Origin of the sequence: Bacillus sp. SIMBA_154 (assembly GCF_046536015.1) — a bacterium.
Lineage (GTDB): Bacteria > Bacillota > Bacilli > Bacillales > Bacillaceae > Bacillus > Bacillus pumilus_P.
The window spans coordinates 143,944-163,570 of record NZ_JAWJBV010000008.1; the positions used below are offsets into that span (position 1 = coordinate 143,944).

At 39.8% G+C, this 19,627-nt stretch carries 16 protein-coding genes and 1 pseudogene; 8 read left to right on the forward strand and 9 right to left on the reverse strand.

The window, feature by feature from the left end:
* Nucleotides 1-5: 5 nt before the first annotated feature.
* Complete coding sequence (locus R0K30_RS13040; RefSeq protein ID WP_099728555.1) at nucleotides 6-839, reverse strand: orthopoxovirus pf05708 family protein; 834 nt, start codon at nucleotides 837-839, stop codon at nucleotides 6-8.
* 207 nt (nucleotides 840-1,046) lie between these two features.
* Between R0K30_RS13040 and R0K30_RS13045 the strand changes: the two are divergent.
* Nucleotides 1,047-2,175: pseudogene (locus R0K30_RS13045) on the forward strand (IS3 family transposase).
* Between the two features lie 58 nt (nucleotides 2,176-2,233).
* Here R0K30_RS13045 and noc read toward each other — a convergent pair.
* The 8 genes from noc to rpmH all read right to left on the reverse strand — a co-directional run bounded on the left by noc (nucleotide 2,234) and on the right by rpmH (nucleotide 9,767).
* Nucleotides 2,234-3,109 (reverse strand): nucleoid occlusion protein, encoded by an 876-nt coding sequence (gene noc, locus R0K30_RS13050; RefSeq protein WP_099726337.1) that lies wholly within the window; start codon nucleotides 3,107-3,109, stop codon nucleotides 2,234-2,236.
* 105 nt (nucleotides 3,110-3,214) lie between these two features.
* Nucleotides 3,215-3,934 carry a 16S rRNA (guanine(527)-N(7))-methyltransferase RsmG gene (gene rsmG, locus R0K30_RS13055; RefSeq protein ID WP_410611106.1) on the reverse strand — a complete coding sequence of 240 codons (720 nt, stop codon included), beginning with the start codon at nucleotides 3,932-3,934 and terminating at the stop codon, nucleotides 3,215-3,217.
* Between the two features lie 13 nt (nucleotides 3,935-3,947).
* Nucleotides 3,948-5,834 (reverse strand): tRNA uridine-5-carboxymethylaminomethyl(34) synthesis enzyme MnmG, encoded by a 1,887-nt coding sequence (gene mnmG, locus R0K30_RS13060; protein ID WP_249704743.1) that lies wholly within the window; start codon nucleotides 5,832-5,834, stop codon nucleotides 3,948-3,950.
* A gap of 17 nt (nucleotides 5,835-5,851) precedes the next feature.
* On the reverse strand, nucleotides 5,852-7,231 hold the full coding sequence (gene mnmE, locus R0K30_RS13065; protein WP_099726334.1) for a tRNA uridine-5-carboxymethylaminomethyl(34) synthesis GTPase MnmE: 1,380 nt from the start codon (nucleotides 7,229-7,231) through the stop codon (nucleotides 5,852-5,854).
* A 402-nt stretch (nucleotides 7,232-7,633) separates the two neighbouring features.
* The gene (gene jag / locus R0K30_RS13070) at nucleotides 7,634-8,257 is read right to left on the reverse strand and encodes an RNA-binding cell elongation regulator Jag/EloR (protein WP_099726333.1); all 624 of its coding nucleotides are present in this window, start codon (nucleotides 8,255-8,257) and stop codon (nucleotides 7,634-7,636) included.
* Nucleotides 8,254-9,030 carry a YidC family membrane integrase SpoIIIJ gene (gene spoIIIJ, locus R0K30_RS13075; protein WP_180275472.1) on the reverse strand — a complete coding sequence of 259 codons (777 nt, stop codon included), beginning with the start codon at nucleotides 9,028-9,030 and terminating at the stop codon, nucleotides 8,254-8,256. Before spoIIIJ ends, jag begins: the two co-directional genes overlap by 4 nt.
* Before the next feature lie 164 nt (nucleotides 9,031-9,194).
* A complete protein-coding gene (rnpA, locus tag R0K30_RS13080; RefSeq protein ID WP_008360906.1) occupies nucleotides 9,195-9,554 on the reverse strand; it encodes a ribonuclease P protein component in 360 nt (119 codons plus the stop codon).
* A gap of 78 nt (nucleotides 9,555-9,632) precedes the next feature.
* Complete coding sequence (rpmH, locus tag R0K30_RS13085) at nucleotides 9,633-9,767, reverse strand: 50S ribosomal protein L34 (RefSeq protein WP_008360908.1); 135 nt, start codon at nucleotides 9,765-9,767, stop codon at nucleotides 9,633-9,635.
* A gap of 618 nt (nucleotides 9,768-10,385) precedes the next feature.
* On the opposite strand from rpmH, the gene dnaA reads away from it, so the two are divergent.
* The 7 genes from dnaA to gyrA all read left to right on the forward strand — a co-directional run bounded on the left by dnaA (nucleotide 10,386) and on the right by gyrA (nucleotide 19,526).
* The gene (dnaA, locus tag R0K30_RS13090; protein WP_410611111.1) at nucleotides 10,386-11,726 is read left to right on the forward strand and encodes a chromosomal replication initiator protein DnaA; all 1,341 of its coding nucleotides are present in this window, start codon (nucleotides 10,386-10,388) and stop codon (nucleotides 11,724-11,726) included.
* 196 nt (nucleotides 11,727-11,922) lie between these two features.
* Nucleotides 11,923-13,059, forward strand: coding sequence for a DNA polymerase III subunit beta (gene dnaN / locus R0K30_RS13095; RefSeq protein ID WP_410611113.1), 1,137 nt, complete (start codon nucleotides 11,923-11,925; stop codon nucleotides 13,057-13,059).
* A gap of 150 nt (nucleotides 13,060-13,209) precedes the next feature.
* Nucleotides 13,210-13,425: a S4 domain-containing protein YaaA gene (yaaA, locus tag R0K30_RS13100; protein ID WP_099726329.1), complete on the forward strand. Its 216-nt coding sequence runs from the start codon at nucleotides 13,210-13,212 to the stop codon at nucleotides 13,423-13,425.
* Nucleotides 13,426-13,441: 16 nt separating this feature from the next.
* Nucleotides 13,442-14,554, forward strand: a complete 1,113-nt coding sequence (gene recF, locus R0K30_RS13105; protein WP_410611116.1) for a DNA replication/repair protein RecF — start codon at nucleotides 13,442-13,444, stop codon at nucleotides 14,552-14,554.
* 17 nt (nucleotides 14,555-14,571) lie between these two features.
* On the forward strand, nucleotides 14,572-14,817 hold the full coding sequence (gene remB / locus R0K30_RS13110) for an extracellular matrix regulator RemB (protein WP_099726327.1): 246 nt from the start codon (nucleotides 14,572-14,574) through the stop codon (nucleotides 14,815-14,817).
* Nucleotides 14,818-14,874: 57 nt separating this feature from the next.
* Nucleotides 14,875-16,791 (forward strand): DNA topoisomerase (ATP-hydrolyzing) subunit B, encoded by a 1,917-nt coding sequence (gene gyrB, locus R0K30_RS13115; RefSeq protein WP_099726326.1) that lies wholly within the window; start codon nucleotides 14,875-14,877, stop codon nucleotides 16,789-16,791.
* 230 nt (nucleotides 16,792-17,021) lie between these two features.
* A complete protein-coding gene (gene gyrA / locus R0K30_RS13120; RefSeq protein ID WP_099726325.1) occupies nucleotides 17,022-19,526 on the forward strand; it encodes a DNA gyrase subunit A in 2,505 nt (834 codons plus the stop codon).
* Nucleotides 19,527-19,627: the final 101 nt, after the last annotated feature.

Sequence of the window (19,627 nt, forward strand, 5' to 3'; positions counted from 1 at the left end):
ACATATCAAAAGTTTAATCCACCAATTTTACGGCCTTCGCTCACAATGACCTTAGGGGTCACTGTTTTATAGCTTTTCTTTTTCAAAAATCCATAGGGTGCCTTAATGGTAAATGTCGCATGTCCGACAGCGTCACCCGTTTTGGCGTAGGCCTGCCACACAATCTTTGAACAGTATGTGGGGTCCAATGATTGAATCGACATTGTGATGGAGTATCGAGCCTTCGGATGGTCTTTCACGTAATCGTGTGCCCATTCCCCTGCGAGATCCGCCTTTTCTTCGTGATTGATCCGAATCACCTTTGTGTTGGCACTATAGCGAAACCAGCTATGAATGGAATCAATATGAGGGTGCTGTCGAAACCCTGGAATGGAGGCATAGCTTTTCTCGTTAATGACGATACCTGCATGACCAATTAAGCCATTCAAAGCACCAGTGCTTGTCACCAATATATCCCCTTTTTTAGGCATAATATCGGTTCCAGGATACGGCTTTCCTAAAAGGTGGCGAATGGTATGCGGCTTTTCATCAGTCACCATCTCATCCTGCTTGTTTTGCCGTAAGTCATAGTTCTTCAAATCATCATTTGCTGTGATCAAGTCGATCGTCTCGTCCTGAGACTCATGCTCTTGATTTAATTGTTGAACAGTTACCTCTCTAGAAACCACGCCTTGTTTCTTCAGGACGTTCAGTTCTTTCTTCGTAACCGTTTCTTCTCCAGCATGAACCTCTTGACTCGGTGGCGTATTTACAGCAAATATAGTCGTTTCATTTGAAAAAAGAGAAATAGAAAATAGTAAATAACAGATAATAGCAAAAGTAGTTTTTTTCATATTCATTGAATAGATGTCACCTCCTTTCTACTATGAAAATCATATTTTACCAATTAATCAATAATAAGTAAATATTATGTACTTTCATGAAAGGTATACAAATAAAGCTGACGAGTGGATAGGACTGTCCCCATAAAGTGAGACAAATAAAAAACACCTTTAAGTTGAAAATCAGGTATAGAATACCTGAAAACAATTTGGAGGTGTTTTTCTATGGGATCAAGAGTTAGTTATCCAATTGAAGTGAAGGTGAAAGCAATTGAAATGCGATTGGCGGGAGTACCAGTTTAAAAAGTGTTGGAAGAATTAAATATTCAGAATGTGACTCAACCTAAAACATGGATGCAACGGTATAAATCCGGAGACATTCATCGTTTAAGACAGCCAGTAGGCAAACAGTATTCGTACGGGAAAGGGCCTGAATATCAAGATGAGAATGAGAAATTGAAAACGGAAATTCGCTACTTAAAACAACAAATTGACATATTAAAAAAGCACACAGAATGGGAAAGGAAGTGAAAAAAGAAGCGTTCTTGTCGATTTATGATACGGTAAAAGACAAAGTGAGTGCATTCTGTCAGATGTTTAAGCTCGCAAGATCAACATTTTATCGTTGGAAAAAACAAGGTCATCAGCCGAAGCGGCAGGGGTTAATCGACCTCATTCATCGCTTTGTGAGGCACACCAATATACGTATGGTTATCGTAAAATTACGGCTCTACTGCGAAAAGAAATGAAAATGAACTATAAGACGGTACAACGTATTATGCAAACCACGGTTTGCAGTGTCGTGTGAAAGTGAAAAAGCGTAAGCAAACCGGTCAACCCTATTATATTGCAGAAAATACTTAAAACGAGATTTTTCTGCGACAAAGCCACTTGAAAAATTGGTGACTGATCTAACATATCTGCCCTTTAGCCAAAAAACACTTTATCTATCTAGCATAAAAGATTTATATACAAGTGAGGTTGTGGCTTATACGATTGTGTTTCGCTTGTTCTAGATACGTTGAATCAGCTACAGGCACTGCCTGAAGGCTGCATCCTTCATAGTGATCAAGGATCGGTCTACACTTCATATGCCTATCAAAAGGAGATTAAAGGAAAAGGCCATGAGCATGTCCCGCAAAGGGACGCCCGCTGATAATGCCTCCATCGAATCGTTTCATTCCTCACTAAAGTCTGAAACGTTCTATCTTAACAGTATTGATCGAACGACGACAACCATCGTAGAACGCACTGTCAAAGAATACATTCATTATTATAACAACATTCGTATTCAAACGAAACGAAACTAAAAAACAACCAATCACTGATAAACTATCGGCAATTGGCTGTATAAAGGTGTTTTGATCCCTGTCTCAAAAACGGGGGTCAGTCCCGATCTCATCAGCTTTTTTCTATTTAGGAATTCGAATCGTTAATTGGATGTATTCCTCAAATTCTTCTTCCTCGGTATTTATTTTAAGTCCGCTGTCTTCTACCATGTGGAGAGACTGGCGAATGGTATTCATCGCAATTCGTGTATCTCGACTAAATGCCTTACGTTTTGGCTTCGGTTTGCGATCTGTTTTTTGTTCAAGCATCTTCACTACACGCTCTTCAGTCTGTTTCACATTCAGCTGCTTTTCGATAATTTCCTGCAATAGCGCGATTTGTAATTCTGGAAGCTTTAGGGGTACAAGTGAACGTGCATGCCTCTCAGAGATTTTTTTCTCCAAAATGGCCTGTTGTACCTCTTCAGGCAACTTTAAAAGTCTTAATTTGTTGGCAACAGTTGATTGTCCCTTGCCTAAACGCTGAGCAAGCGCCTCTTGCGTTAAATCATGGAGCTCTAAAAGGCGTGCATAAGCATGAGCCTCTTCAATAGCAGACAGCTCTTCCCTTTGCAAATTTTCAATCAATGCCACAGATGCCGTTTCCGTATCAGTAAAATCTTTTATAATAGCGGGGATCTTCTCCCATTGAAGAGTTTGTACCGCTCTCCAACGTCTTTCGCCGGCGATCAGTTCATATTTTCCTTCTTCTTCTGTTGGTCTGACAACAATAGGTTGGATAATGCCATGGGTATGAATAGTCGTGGCCAGCTCTTGTATCTTTTCTTCTGAAAAAATGGTGCGTGGCTGAAAACGGTTAGGCATAATTGTGTCGACCGGGAGCTCCTGTATCTCTTCCTTTAATGTATCATGCTCAGCAATCTCTACCTCTATTTCGGTTTCACGCTCAGGATGTTCTTTGTCACCAAGCCCGAAGAAGCGTGAGAGTGAATGCTTCATGAACCTACACCACCTTTAAAAACTACCTTTTTATAATTCTATTTTCTCATGTTTTTTCCTTCTGTAAAATCATAAATATTGAAGAAAAACCGACCTTTTACATGATCAACCTTCTATTGGTGATTTATTAGGTGTTCCTGGTTTTCTAGGATATTTTTTTGGTGTTTGTTTTTTCTTTTCAATGACAATGATGTTCCGTTCGCTTTCTTCTAAAGGAAGAACAAAGGAATGCTTTTCAACAACCTCTCCTCCGAGGACTGTGACGGCTTTTTTCCCTGCTTGCATCTCTTCATCAGCGGCAGATGCTTTTAATGCAACAAACAATCCTTCTTTTTTCACAAGAGGCAGGCATAATTCGCTCAAAACAGATAGACGCGCAACTGCTCTAGCAGTGACAAGATCATAGCTTTCACGCTTTTCCTTACGTTGGCCAAACGTCTCCGCACGATCATGATAAAAAGTAGTTTCTTGTAAATTTAACCCTTTTGCTAACTCATTGAGAAACGTAATTCGTTTCTGGAGAGAATCAACAATGGTCACATGTAGATGAGGGAAACAAATTTTAAGAGGAATGCTTGGAAAACCAGCACCAGCTCCAATATCACAAATCGTTGTCACATTGTGAAAATCAATAAAAAATGCTGCTGATATCGAATCATAAAAATGCTTTAAATAGACTTCTTCCTTTTCTGTAATGGACGTTAAATTCATCTTCTCGTTCCATTCTACAAGCATGCGGAAGTAAGTTTCAAATTGTTCAAGCTGCACAGGAGAAAGAGTGATCCCTTTCTCCTCTAGTGCTGCTTTAAATTGATCAATGTTCATGCCGACATCCTTTCTACTCTGCTATCTTCGCAATACGTCCCTGCTCCAAATACACTAAAAGGATAGAAATATCAGCAGGGTTAACGCCAGAAATACGAGAAGCCTGTGCAACAGAAAGCGGTCGGACTTCTTTCAGCTTTTGCTTCGCTTCAGTTGCAATCCCTTTGATGGCATCATAATCGATTCGATCCGGAATCTTTTTGTTCTCCATCTTTTTCAGCTTTTCAACTTGTTGGAGCGACTTTTCAATATAACCTTCGTATTTAATTTGAATCTCTACCTGCTCACACACATCAGAAGGAAGCGGTGTTTTAGCAGGAGCTAATTGCACAACAGATTCATAGTTCATTTCTGGACGCTTCATCAAATCACTTGCACGAATGCCGTCCTTCAGTTCACTTCCACCAAGTGAACGAATAAATTCTTGTGTCTCTGCTGTAGGTTTAATGATGACAGAGTATAATCGTTTTTTCTCCGCTTCAATGGCTTCTTTTTTCAGCTGGAACGCTTGGAATCTCTCTTCAGAAATTAATCCCAGGTTATATCCCAGTTCAGTTAATCTTAAATCAGCATTGTCATGACGTAAAAGTAGACGATACTCTGCACGGGATGTCAAGAGACGATAAGGTTCATTTGTCCCCTTTGTGACAAGGTCATCGATGAGAACACCGATATATGCATCAGATCGGCTTAAAATGACTTCTTCTTTACCTAATGCTTTTCTTCCTGCATTAATACCTGCCATAATTCCTTGACCTGCTGCTTCCTCATAACCCGACGTTCCATTAATTTGGCCGGCTGTATACAATCCGGAAATTTTCTTCGTCTCAAGTGTCGGCCACAGCTGTGTAGGCACAATTGCATCATACTCAATGGCATAACCCGCTCGCATCATTTGTACATTTTCAAGTCCTGGGATGGTTGAAAGCATACGCTGCTGTACATCTTCAGGAAGACTTGTAGACAAACCTTGCACATAAACTTCCTGCGTATTACGACCTTCTGGCTCTAAGAAAATTTGATGTCTCGGTTTGTCATTAAAACGAACCACCTTATCTTCAATGGAAGGGCAGTATCTAGGACCAGTTCCTTTAATCATACCTGAATACATTGGAGAACGGTGAAGATTCTCGTCAATAATTTGATGTGTCTCTAAACTCGTGTATGTTAACCAGCATGGTAATTGGTCTGTAATATATTCAACCGTTTCATAGGAGAATGCCCGTGGTACATCGTCACCTGGTTGAATTTCTGTCTTACTATAATCGATCGAGTGGCTGTTCACTCGAGGGGGTGTTCCTGTTTTAAAACGAACCAAATCGAATCCTAATTCTGCTAGATGATCTGATAATTTAATTGAAGGCTGCTGGTTATTAGGGCCGCTTGAATAGGAAAGATCCCCTAAAATAATGCGGCCTTTTAAGAAAGTACCGGTCGTTAAGACAACAGATTTCGCACGATAATTCGCCCCTGTTTGTGTAACGACACCTTTACATTCATCATCTTCTACAATTAAATGATCCACCATACCTTGGAGCATTGTCAGGTTTGGTTCATTTTCCATTGTTTTTTTCATTTCGTGCTGATATTGGAACTTATCTGCTTGCGCTCTTAACGCACGGACAGCAGGTCCTTTCCCAGTATTCAGCATACGCATTTGAATATGCGTCTTATCTATATTTCGTGCCATTTCTCCGCCTAGTGCATCAATTTCTCTGACGACAATCCCTTTTGCGGGACCACCTACGGACGGATTACATGGCATAAAAGCAACCATATCGAGGTTGATGGTCAATACAAGTGTTTTGGCGCCCTGTCTTGCAGAAGCAAGAGCAGCCTCAACACCAGCATGACCGGCACCGACGACGATGACGTCATATTGACCAGCTTCATAACCCATTTCTTATGTTCCTCCTTTTACTTTCCTAAACAAAATTGAGAGAACAACTGATCAATTAAGCTTTCATGAACAGCATCCCCAATAATTTCACCTAACTGCTCCCAGCAGCGTGTTAAATCTATTTGAATAATATCAATCGGTACGTCCATTTCAATTCCTTCAAGAGCATCTTCAATTGATTGTTTGGCTGCCTGAAGGAGCGCAATATGCCTTGTGTTACTTACATACGTTAAATCTCCACTTTCAATTGAACCTGTGAAGAACAGTGATTGAATCGCCATTTCAAGCTCATCAATCCCCTTTTCTTGTAATAATGATGTTGTGACCACCGGACGATCTTTCGCTAGCTGCTTGACCTTTTCTACATCAAGCTTAGGCTCAAGATCTGTCTTATTCACAATCACGATGATATCCATACCTGAGACAGCCTCAAAAAGCTTAATATCCTCTTCTGATAATTCCTCACTATAATTGAGCACAAGTAAAATCAGGTCGGCTTCTTTTAAGACCTGTCTAGATCGCTCAACCCCTATACGCTCAACAATGTCCTCAGTCTCACGTATACCCGCAGTATCTACTAGACGAAGAGGTACCCCTCTTACATTCACATACTCCTCAATGACATCTCTCGTTGTTCCAGGAATATCCGTCACAATCGCCTTTGTTTCCTGTACAAGACTATTCAGCAAGGAAGACTTCCCAACATTCGGCCTTCCGATAATCACAGTGGATAAGCCCTCACGAAGAATTTTCCCCTGCTGCGAAGTCGTCAGCAGCGATTCAATTTCCTTTTTCACAGATGTCGCTTTTTCAACTAAGACTCGATGTGTCATTTCTTCGACATCGTCATACTCTGGATAGTCTATATTTACTTCAACATGGGCGAGTGTCTCCAATATCTCACCGCGAAGTCGTTTAATCAAACCGGAGAGACGTCCCTCCATTTGAGTGATCGCTACATTCATCGCACGGTCTGTCTTTGCACGAATCAAGTCCATTACAGCTTCTGCTTGAGACAGATCGATTCTTCCATTTAAGAAAGCACGTTTTGTAAACTCACCTGGCTCCGCTAATCTTGCTCCTTCTCTTAAAGCAAGCTGCAATACTTTATTTACCGTCACAATTCCGCCATGGCAGTTGATCTCAATAACGTCTTCTCTCGTAAATGTTTTTGGCGCTCTTAATACCGACACCATGACCTCTTCTATTACTTGCTCAGTACTAGAATCCACGATATGGCCATAATGAATGGTATGTGAATCCACCGATACAAGCTTTTTCTCCTTAGGCCCCTTATACATACGATCAGCAATCTGTACCGCATCAGGCCCACTTAAACGAATAATCGCAATTGCCCCTTCACCCATTGGTGTAGAAATTGCTGCAATTGTATCCACCGCTCATTCACCTCTTTCTCTACTTAATAGACAGTCTTTTATCTATTAAATGGACGTTGTCCATCTCTATATCAAAAACGCTTAATCCAAAATTTAAAGATACCACAAATGAAAGCGAAGCGAAAGTATCCCATATCTAATTATCCACAACTTTGCATCTTGTCTATTTTAACACTTAACTTATCCACATGTGAATAACGACGTTCTCAGCTTATCTTCACATCTTACACCTAAATCCAATAAATTTAAACGCCCCGATCCCTTTACTTCATTGTAAAAATGGCGTTTTTCATCCAAATAACATGCTAACTTTTTAGAAATAAAGGATGAATCTTCTATAAAAAGGGGATTTTTCAATAAAAAAAGACTAAAATCCAGCTTTGCTGAATCTTAGTCTTTCTGCTATTTTTTATACAACACCACAACATGACGTTTGCTACCTGTATCTTCCGAAGCCGTAGCAAGTTCTTTAGAAAATGCGGCGATCGTATCATGAACGACTTTTCGTTCATTCGAAGGCATAGGTTCTAAATGAACCTTTCTCTTCGTTTTTAAAACACGGTTGGCCGTCCTGATGGCGTATTGTTCAAGTGCTTCTTGACGTTTCTTCCTATAATCTCCAATATCAATTGTAATATGGTGATACTGATCGGAATAACGATTAAACACTAACTGCACCAATGTTTCTAATGAGTACAAAGTTTGTCCTCTTTTTCCAATCATTAATGCCGTTTTATCTCCATCAATGTGGAAAGAAATCTTTTTCGGTTCCTTCTTGGAAACAATTTTTGCTTTAGGATCAATTGATTTAACAATTTTATCTAAATACTGTGTAGCTAATTTGAAAGCATTTCTCTTTTCTATTAACTTAACAACAGCTTGCCTTTTACCAAATAATCCCAAAAACCCTTTATTTCCTTCATCTACTATTGTGATATCAACTTCTTCTTGTAGTAGCTGAATTTGTTTAAGTCCGGAATCTACTGCTTCTTCGATTGTACGACCGACAGCAGTTATTTCCTTCATTTTTTATTCCCGCCAGCTTTTTCTTTTGTATCAACTTGTACTTGAGGTGTTCTAATCACCAATGTTTGAATGATCATGAAAAGGTTACCTACAACCCAGTAAAGTGAAAGTGCCGCTGGGAAACTGATTGCAAACACAACGATCATAATCGGCATGACCCAAAGCATAATTGCCATTTGAGGGTTGTCCGAAGGATTTCCAGCCATCATCAGCTTCTGCTGAATGAAAGTAGCTACACCCGCAATAATCGGTAATAAAAACAATGGATCTGGACTGCCTAAGTCAAACCATAAGAATGTATGTTTTTTAATTTCAGCTGTTCTCATAATCGCATGATAAAAACCAATTAAGATTGGCATCTGAATTAAAATCGGGAAACACCCTGCTAATGGATTTACACCATTTTTTTGGAAAAGAGCCATTGTTTCCTGCTGAAGCTGCTGCTGTGTTTTTTGATCTTTAGAGCTGTATTTTTCACGAAGCTTCTTCAATTCAGGCTGCAAAGCTTGCATTGCTTTTGTACTTCTTAACTGTTTAATCATTAATGGTAAAATAAGCAAACGAATTAACAGTGTAACAATAATGATTGCAACACCATAGTTTTCACCAGTCAAATTTGCCATGTACGTGATTAATTGAGATAGCGGGTAAACAATATAAGAATTCCAGAATCCCTCACTATCTGATGTAATTGGTTCATTGATTTGTGTACATCCTGCCAATAGAACCAACACGCCAATCAAGCTAAATATTAGTAATAATCGCCTTTTCAACAAGATTCCTCCCATTACTTCAAACTTTATTTAAGTTGGAATTGATTACGAAAGTGACTCACCTAATCAGTATGGTAACATTTTTTCATTACAAAGTGGTGGTTTCATTTTAATTCACTAGATGAAGGAAGCGCTTTTAAAAATTGATTCAACGAAAGTTTCTATTACGAAGACTTTTTCGGTTGTTGTTGATAAACAGCGGATTTTCTAAATAAATGTTGGAGAGATTTCTTTGTTTCCTCAAAGGTTAATTCACTCGCTGGTTTTCGTGCAATGACAATATAATCTTTTTCTTGCTTTAACTTATGACCTTCCTCTAAAAACACCTGGCGGATCAGTCGTTTAATTCGATTTCTTATCACTGCATTACCAATCTTCTTACTGACAGACAATCCTAAACGCAGTTCATCTTGATTCGGTTGATCCAGCTGGTAAATAACGAATTGGCGATTAGCCATTGATTGACCTTTTTTGAACACTTTTTGAAACTCTTCATTTTTTTTTAGCCTGTTTCGCTTCTTCATGTTTTCTTCCACTCCGATAAAAACTGACAATTCATTTACGATTTTATGTAAAAAAGACCACTGACATTATTCAGTGGCCTAAGCTGATAATTTTTTTCTACCTTTGCTGCGGCGTCGCTTTAAAACTAGACGTCCGTTTTTAGAACTCATACGGCTGCGGAAGCCATGAACTTTACTACGCTTACGGTTATTAGGTTGAAACGTTCTTTTCATTTATGACACCTCCCTGAGGAATAGCTGTTTAAGACAGTCTAACTCATTATATTTGTGTAACCCATCGATTGTCAATATCAATGATAAAACTCTTATTATCAACCTTATAAGCATAACACAAGTTATCAAGTGAAGAAACCTTCTTTTTCAGTTTCCAGCATTTTATTCTTTTTTCTCCTAAAAGACCTCCAAAACAAGGTTGTGGATATTTTTCCAGCATATTTAGACTATCCACATCCATTATCGACATTTTTTTCACACAAATAACCGGTGTGGATAATTATTTTTCAACAGGATGTAAAGTTTGTGGATAAGTTTGTGACACCCATTGCACCATCTCGTTTATTTTGATATTATATTTGTGTTTTAACTCTTAATTACTTATCTGACCTATTTATATTATCCACAATCTGTGGATAACCTGTGGAAAGTTATTACACAGCTTGTTGAATTGTTTATCCACAACTTGTGTAATTTGTCGAAAAGACGTTTTTCTACTATATTAATTGTTTTCAACAAAGTATGTGCACGAATGGTAATGACCATTTGCTCTTTTTCGTGTTCTATAACAGTTTGATACTGGTCATTTTAAAAAGAAAAGGAGGGGGGAGAAGCCTTATGGAAAATATTTTGGATCTGTGGAATAAAGCACTTCAAAAAATAGAGACAAAATTGAGTAAACCCAGTTTTGAAACATGGATGAAGTCGACTAAAGCCCATTCTCTTCAAGGAGATACACTCACAATTACTGCACCTAATGAATTTGCTAGAGACTGGCTGGAGTCAAGATATCTCCACCTAATTGCAGATACCATCTATGAACTGACAGGTGAAGAGCTCAGCATCAAATTTATTATTCCTCAAAATCAGGACGAAGTGGAAGCCATGCCAAAGTCTCCAATTAAAAAAATGTCTAAAGAAGAGCCTGTTGAAATTCCACAAAATATGCTGAATCCAAAATATACTTTTGATACTTTTGTTATTGGTTCAGGCAACCGTTTTGCTCATGCCGCTTCACTTGCAGTCGCAGAAGCACCAGCAAAAGCTTATAACCCGCTCTTTATTTATGGAGGCGTTGGTTTAGGAAAGACCCACTTGATGCATGCGATTGGTCATTACGTTATAGACCATAATCCATCAGCCAAAGTGGTCTATCTATCATCTGAAAAATTTACAAATGAATTTATCAACTCAATCCGAGACAACAAGGCTGTCGACTTCCGTAATCGCTATCGGAATGTAGATGTGCTTTTGATAGATGATATTCAATTTTTAGCAGGAAAAGAACAAACACAAGAAGAGTTTTTCCATACATTCAACACACTTCACGAAGAAAGTAAGCAAATCGTCATTTCTAGTGACCGGCCGCCGAAAGAAATTCCGACACTTGAAGACAGATTACGCTCCCGATTCGAATGGGGTCTAATTACAGACATTACCCCGCCAGATCTAGAAACGCGTATTGCGATCTTGCGAAAAAAAGCAAAGGCAGAAGGCTTAGATATACCAAATGAAGTCATGCTTTATATTGCCAACCAAATCGACAGTAACATTCGTGAGCTGGAGGGTGCTTTGATTCGTGTCGTTGCTTACTCTTCTCTAATTAATAAAGACATCAATGCGGATCTAGCAGCTGAGGCCCTAAAGGACATCATTCCTTCATCGAAGCCAAGGATCATTACGATTAAAGATATTCAAAGAATTGTAGGGCATCAATTTAATATTCGATTAGAAGATTTCAAAGCGAAGAAACGGACGAAATCAGTTGCTTATCCAAGACAAATTGCCATGTACCTCTCTAGAGAAATGACCGATTCCTCTCTGCCTAAAATAGGAGAAGAATTTGGCGGACGTGATCATACGACAGTCATTCATGCTCACGAGAAAATCTCGAAATTAATCGTTGAAGATGAACAGCTTCAGCAGCATGTCAAAGAGATCAAAGAACAATTAAAATAAACAAGCTGATATGATTAGTACGGGAAAATGTGAATAACTTCAGCATGGTCATACACAGTCTGTCCACATGTGGATAGGCTGTCTTTCCTTTCTTTTTGCCGGCTTATCCACATATTCACAAGCCCTACTAGTACTTCTACGATTTTTATTAAATAAATATATATACATGTCATTAAGAAAATTTAGGAGGACCACTATGAAATTCACGATTCAAAAAGATCGTCTTGTTGAAGGTGTCCAAGATGTATTAAAAGCCGTATCCTCTAGAACAACGATTCCTATTTTGACAGGGATTAAAATTGTTGCATCTGATGAAGGGGTTTCCCTAACAGGAAGCGACTCTGATATCTCAATTGAATCTTTTATTCCTAAAAGAGATGGGGATTTAGAAGTCATTACAATTGATCGTCCGGGAAGTATTGTGCTGCAGGCCCGCTTTTTTAGCGAAATCGTTAAGAAACTGCCAATGTCTACTGTCGAAATAGAAGTAGAACAAAACCATTTGACCATCATCCGCTCTGGTTCAGCAGAATTTAATCTAAACGGCTTAGATGCTGAAGAATATCCGCATCTGCCACAAATTGAAGAGCACCATGCTTTTCAAATTCCAACAGACCTGCTTAAAAACTTAATTCGTCAAACCGTTTTCGCAGTGTCCACCTCAGAAACACGACCTATCTTGACAGGTGTAAACTGGAAGGTGGAAAAAGGTGAATTAATATGCACGGCAACGGATAGCCATCGTCTTGCTTTAAGAAAAGCGAAGTTAGATATTAACGAGGAAAGCTCGTACAATGTGGTCATTCCAGGGAAGAGTTTAACAGAGCTAAGCAAAATTCTTGATGATGGACAAGATCTTGTGAGCATCGTGATTACAGAAACGCAAGTTCTCTTTAAAGCACAAAACGTGCTGTTCTTCTCTAGATTGCTGGACGGTAATTATCCAGATACAGCTCGCCTCATCCCGCAAGAAAGTAAAACGGATGTCGTGGTGAACACGAAAGAATTCCTTCAAGCGATTGATCGCGCGTCACTTTTGGCAAGAGAGGGACGGAATAATGTCGTGAAACTGTCTGCTGATCCTGCGCAGAGTCTTGAAATCTCTTCTAACTCGCCTGAAATTGGTAAAGTGGTTGAAACGGTTCAAGCGGAGGACATTAAAGGGGAGGACCTAAAGATCTCCTTCAGTCCGAAATATATGCTGGATGCGTTAAAAGTATTAGAGGGAACTGATATTCATGTAAGCTTCACTGGTGCGATGAGACCATTCCTTTTACGCACCCCGAATGATGATTCAATCTTGCAATTGATTCTTCCAGTAAGAACGTATTAAGTTCATCTAAAATGGCTGCTGTGTGAGTGCACAGCAGCTTTTCTTCTCGTTTACCATGCTTTCTTTCATCCCAGTTCGCTTTCCCCCTTTCCTTCTTGTCTTGTTTTTTAGTACAATTAGATATTAGTGATATTGAAAGAGGTCGATACAATGCCTAATCCTATAACCATTGAAACAGAAATGATTACATTAGGGCAGTTTTTGAAATTAGCCGAAGTCATCCAATCTGGCGGAATGGCGAAATGGTTTTTAAGTGAACATGAGGTGTTCATTAATCAAGAGCCAGATAATAGACGGGGACGTAAATTATACCCAGGAGATGTTGTCGAGATTGAAGGTTATGGCACATTTCAAGTTGTGAAGTAGAAACGGGTGACAATACATGTACATTCAAAGTCTGGCATTAACTTCATACCGAAACTATGAACACACCGAACTTCATTTCGACAATAAGGTCAATGTCATGATCGGTGAGAACGCCCAAGGTAAAACGAACTTGATGGAAGCGATCTATGTATTGTCTATGGCAAAGTCTCATCGTACGTCAAATGATAAAGAACTTATCCGATGGGACGAAGACTATGCTAAAATAGAAGGTAGAGTCATCAAAAAAAACGGTCCACTCCCAATGCAGCTCGTGATCTCAAAAAAAGGAAAAAAGGGAAAGGTCAATCACATTGAACAACAGAAACTTAGTCATTATGTTGGTGCTTTAAACACCATCATGTTTGCACCAGAGGATCTGAGCCTTGTGAAAGGCAGCCCGCAAATTCGCAGAAGATTCCTCGACATGGAGATTGGACAAGTTTCTGCTGTCTATTTGCATGATTTATCGCTCTATCAAAAAATCCTCTCTCAGCGAAATCATTACTTGAAACAATTGCAAACAAGAAAGCAAACGGATCAAGCGATGCTGGAGGTTTTAACAGAGCAGTTGATTGATGCGGCAGCGAAAGTTGTCAAAAGACGACTTACTTTTACGAAACAGCTTGAAAAATGGGCGCAGCCGTTGCATTTTGGAATTTCTAGAGAGCTAGAAACACTCACGCTCCAATACCAGACAGCGATAGAGGTATCAGAAGCGTCAGACTTGTCGAAAATAAAGAATAGCTATGAAGAATCGTTTCAGAAACTAAGAGACAGAGAAATAGACCGAGGGGTGACACTGTGGGGACCTCACAGAGATGACCTTCTTTTCTTTGTGAATGGTCGGGATGTTCAGACATATGGCTCTCAAGGGCAGCAAAGAACAACAGCTCTTTCACTAAAACTTGCAGAAATTGATCTGATCCATGAAGAAATCGGTGACTACCCAATTCTTCTACTCGATGATGTTTTATCTGAACTTGATGATTATAGACAGTCTCATTTGCTCCATACCATTCAGGGACGTGTACAGACCTTCGTCACGACAACAAGTGTTGAAGGCATCGATCACGCTACCCTGAAAGAAGCGGAAATTTTCAGAGTAGCCAGTGGAAAAGTAATTGACTGATAAATGAGGTGTGAGTCTTGTATATTCATTTAGGTGATGATTGTGTTGTTTCTACACGAGAGATTGTCGCAATTGTTGATTACAAAATGAGGTCATCTTCTGTTGTAGAGGAATTTCTTAAAAAACAAGAGGAACAAATCATTTCGTTGTCACAAGGGACACCCAAATCTATCGTCGTCACAACTAAATCTGTGTATTACTCTCCTCTTTCCTCAAGCACGCTCAAAAAACGTGCTTCATTTGTGATTGAAATTGAAGTCTAAAAGCTCAATTCATATAAATATATCGTTTAAGAAAAGTGTAGGTGAATGTACGTGGCAATGGAACAGCAACATAATAGTTATGATGAAAATCAGATACAGGTGCTCGAGGGGCTAGAAGCTGTTAGAAAACGTCCAGGAATGTACATTGGGGCAACCAATGCAAAAGGACTTCACCATCTTGTATGGGAAATTGTCGACAACAGTATTGATGAGGCATTAGCTGGTTATTGTACAGACATTACAGTGCAAATTGAAAAAGATAATAGCATTACAGTAAAAGATAATGGCCGCGGTATTCCTGTTGGGATTCATGAAAAGATGGGACGACCTGCAGTAGAAGTCATTATGACTGTTCTTCACGCTGGCGGTAAGTTTGACGGCAGCGGTTATAAAGTATCTGGCGGTCTGCATGGTGTAGGGGCTTCTGTTGTAAATGCGTTATCTACAACCTTAGACGTGACAGTATACCGTGATGGAAAGATTCATCATCAGCAATTCAAACGCGGAGTTCCAGTTGGCGATCTAAAAATTATTGGTGAAACAGACGTAACAGGTACAACCACTCATTTTGTGCCAGATCCAGAAATTTTCACTGAAACCATTGAATTTGATTACGACACACTTGCCAATCGTGTACGTGAGTTAGCCTTCTTAACAAAAGGTGTTAACATTATCATTGAGGACTTACGCGAAGGAAAAGAGCGGAGAAATGAATACTGCTACGAAGGCGGTATCAAGAGCTATGTGGAACATTTAAATCGCTCAAAAGAAGTGGTTCATGAAGAACCAGTTTACATCGAGGGTGAAAAAGACGGAATCACTGTTGAAGTTGCTTTACAATACAACGATTCCTATACAAGTAACATCTATTCTTTCGCCAACAATATCAATACGTATGAAGGCGGAACACACGAAGCAGGCTTCAAAACGGGTCTGACGCGCGTCATTAATGATTATGCTCGTAAAAATGGCGTATTCAAAGATGGAGACTCGAATTTGAGTGGTGAAGATGTGCGCGAAGGCTTAACGGCGATTATCTCCATTAAACATCCAAACCCACAATTCGAAGGTCAAACGAAGACGAAGCTTGGGAATTCAGAAGCGAGAACCATTACAGATTCTCTTTTCTCTGAAGCACTGGAGAAATTCTTGCTAGAGAACCCTGATTCTGCGAAGAAAATCGTGGAAAAGGGACTGATGGCAGCTCGTGCAAGAATGGCAGCCAAAAAGGCACGTGAGCTTACGAGACGTAAAAGTGCACTTGAAGTCTCTAGCCTGCCTGGGAAATTGGCAGACTGTTCTTCTAAAGATCCTTCTATCTCTGAGCTCTATATCGTAGAGGGAGATTCTGCGGGCGGATCTGCTAAGCAGGGGCGTGATCGCCACTTCCAAGCCATTTTACCGCTAAGAGGAAAGATCCTAAACGTTGAAAAAGCACGACTAGATAAAATTTTATCTAACAACGAAGTTCGTTCTATGATTACAGCGTTAGGAACTGGAATCGGTGAAGACTTCACTTTAGAGAAAGCCCGCTATCACAAAGTTGTGATCATGACGGATGCGGATGTCGATGGTGCCCATATCCGCACGCTGCTCTTAACGTTCTTCTATCGCTACATGCGTGAAATCATTGAAAACGGTTATGTGTATATTGCGCAGCCGCCTTTATATAAAGTGCAGCAAGGTAAACGTGTTGAGTATGTGTATAACGATAAACAGCTAGATGAGCTGCTAAAGACATTGCCTCAAACACCAAAACCTGGACTTCAGCGCTATAAAGGTCTTGGAGAGATGAACGCAACTCAGCTTTGGGAAACAACAATGGATCCTGATGCGAGAACACTTCTTCAAGTGACACTTGAGGATGCGATTGATGCTGATGAGACATTTGAAATGCTGATGGGAGATAAAGTAGAACCGAGACGAAACTTTATCGAAGAAAATGCACAATACGTGAAAAATCTTGATATTTAGATAGGTCCCCTTGAGAACAACCTTATTTCTTGTTTGGAATAAGGTTGTTTTTCAAGATTCAGGCCTGTGAAACGAATGTCCTGGTTTTCTATGTTTCGTTGATTTTCTAGTAAATTAATGTGTATAAAGCAGAGATTATTGATATAATGAAGAATAGTCTTGTGAAGATAAATACATATTTTACTCCCACATAATTTATTTCATGTGATACGTAAAGGGAGGTTCTTATAGTGAGTGAACAACATACACCAAATGTACGCGAAGTGAATATCAGTCAAGAAATGCGTACGTCCTTTTTAGATTATGCAATGAGTGTTATTGTTTCGCGTGCATTACCAGATGTACGAGATGGATTGAAGCCTGTGCATCGAAGAATTTTGTATGCGATGAATGACCTAGGAATGACAAGCGATAAACCATTTAAGAAATCTGCACGTATCGTTGGGGAAGTTATCGGTAAGTACCACCCTCACGGTGATAGCGCTGTATACGAAGCAATGGTTCGGATGGCGCAAGATTTCAACTATCGTTATATGTTAGTTGATGGTCATGGAAACTTTGGTTCGGTCGATGGAGACGGAGCAGCGGCGATGCGTTATACCGAGGCGCGTCTATCTAAGATTTCTATGGAAATCCTCCGTGATATCACAAAGGATACCATTGATTATCAAGATAACTATGATGGCAGTGAAAGAGAGCCAATGGTGATGCCTGCAAGATTTCCGAACTTATTGGTCAACGGAGCGACAGGAATTGCTGTAGGAATGGCGACCAATATTCCGCCGCACCAATTAGGTGAAGTAATTGATGGGGTATTGGCCATCAGTCAAAACCCAGAAATGACAACACAGGAGCTTATGGATATCATCCCAGGGCCAGATTTCCCAACAGCAGGACAAATCATTGGCCGAAGCGGTATTCGAAAGGCGTATGAAACAGGGCGCGGCTCTATTACATTAAGAGCAAAATCGAATATTGAGGAAACATCTAGCGGTAAACAGCGCATTGTTATCAATGAGATCCCGTACCAGGTCAACAAAGCCCGTTTGATTGAAAAAATCGCTGATCTTGTCCGTGATAAAAAGATTGATGGCATTACAGATTTGCGTGATGAATCAGATCGAAATGGTATGCGTATTGTCATTGAGCTGAGAAGAGATGCGAATGTCCATGTTCTATTAAACAATCTTTATAAACAAACGACACTTCAAACCTCATTCGGTATCAACTTGCTGGCGCTTGTTGATGGACAGCCAAAGGTTTTATCACTGAAACAATGTCTTGAATATTATCTTGAGCATCAAAAAGTGATCATTCGCAGAAGAACGGCGTATGAGCTGCGTAAAGCAGAAGCAAGAGCTCATATTTTAGAAGGCTTGAGAATTGCACTTGATCACTTAGATGAGGTCATTGCCTTAATTAGAGGATCTCAAACCGCTGAAATTGCTAGAAATGGTTTGATGGAAAACTATAGCTTGTCTGAAAAACAGGCACAGGCCATTCTTGATATGCGACTCCAGCGCTTGACTGGTTTAGAACGAGAAAAGATAGAAGATGAATATAAAGGACTTGTTGATTTGATTGCTGAATTAAAAGCCATCCTAGCAGACAATGAGAAAGTTCTTGAAATCATTAGAGAAGAATTAATAGAAATCAAAGAACGTTTCAATGATACGCGTCGAACTGAAATTGTGACAGCGGGTATTGAAACAATCGAAGATGAGGACTTGATTCCTGTTGAGAACATTGTGATTACACTGACTCATAATGGTTATATTAAGCGTCTGCCCGCATCAACATACCGCAGTCAAAAAAGAGGCGGAAAAGGTGTCCAAGGAATGGGGACCAACGAGGATGATTTCGTTGAACAACTGATCTCAACATCGACCCACGATACGATCCTCTTCTTCTCTAATAAAGGGAAGGTCTATCGTGCCAAGGGGTATGAGATTCCTGAATTTGGACGGACAGCGAAAGGGATTCCGATTATTAACCTTCTTGAAGTAGAAAAGGGAGAGTGGATTAACGCCATTATCCCAGTAAGCGAATTTGATGAAGATTCGTACCTCTTCTTTACAACAAGACACGGTGTATCGAAACGGACATCATTGTCTCAGTTTGCAAACATTCGAAACAATGGTCTTATTGCACTGAGCCTGCGTGACGAAGATGAACTGATGGCCGTTCGTTTAACCAATGGAGAAAAACAAATCATCATTGGGACGAAAAAGGGGATGCTGATTCGTTTCGACGAGACGGATGTTCGTGAAATGGGACGTACGGCAGCTGGGGTCAAAGGGATCACACTTTCTGAGGATGACATCGTCGTTGGAATGGAAATCCTTGAGCCAGATGCAAACGTATTGATCGTAACCGAAAGAGGTTATGGTAAATTAACGCCTGAAAAAGAATATCGTGTTCAAACTCGAGGCGGTAAAGGTCTTAAAACGTGCAAGATCACTGACAACAATGGTCCGCTTGTCACAGTGAAGGCGACCAATGCTGAAGCTGAAGAAGACTTGATGATTATTACAGGGAGCGGTGTCATCATTCGTATGGCCGTTTCAGACATTTCGACAACAGGTCGTGTCACCCAAGGTGTCCGCCTAATTCGTCTACGTGATGATGAACATGTCGCTACAGTGGCATTAGTTGAACAATCACCAGAAGACGATGAAGAGAACAGTGAAGAAAATGTAGAAAACATAGAGTCAGATCAAGAACAATCTGAGTAAAAATAAAGCCGGTTTTTCACCGGCTTCAGATTGTAGAGAAACTCATGTTTTTCTACAATCTTTTTTATTTTTAACGTATGTATGAAGAATGAAATGTATTG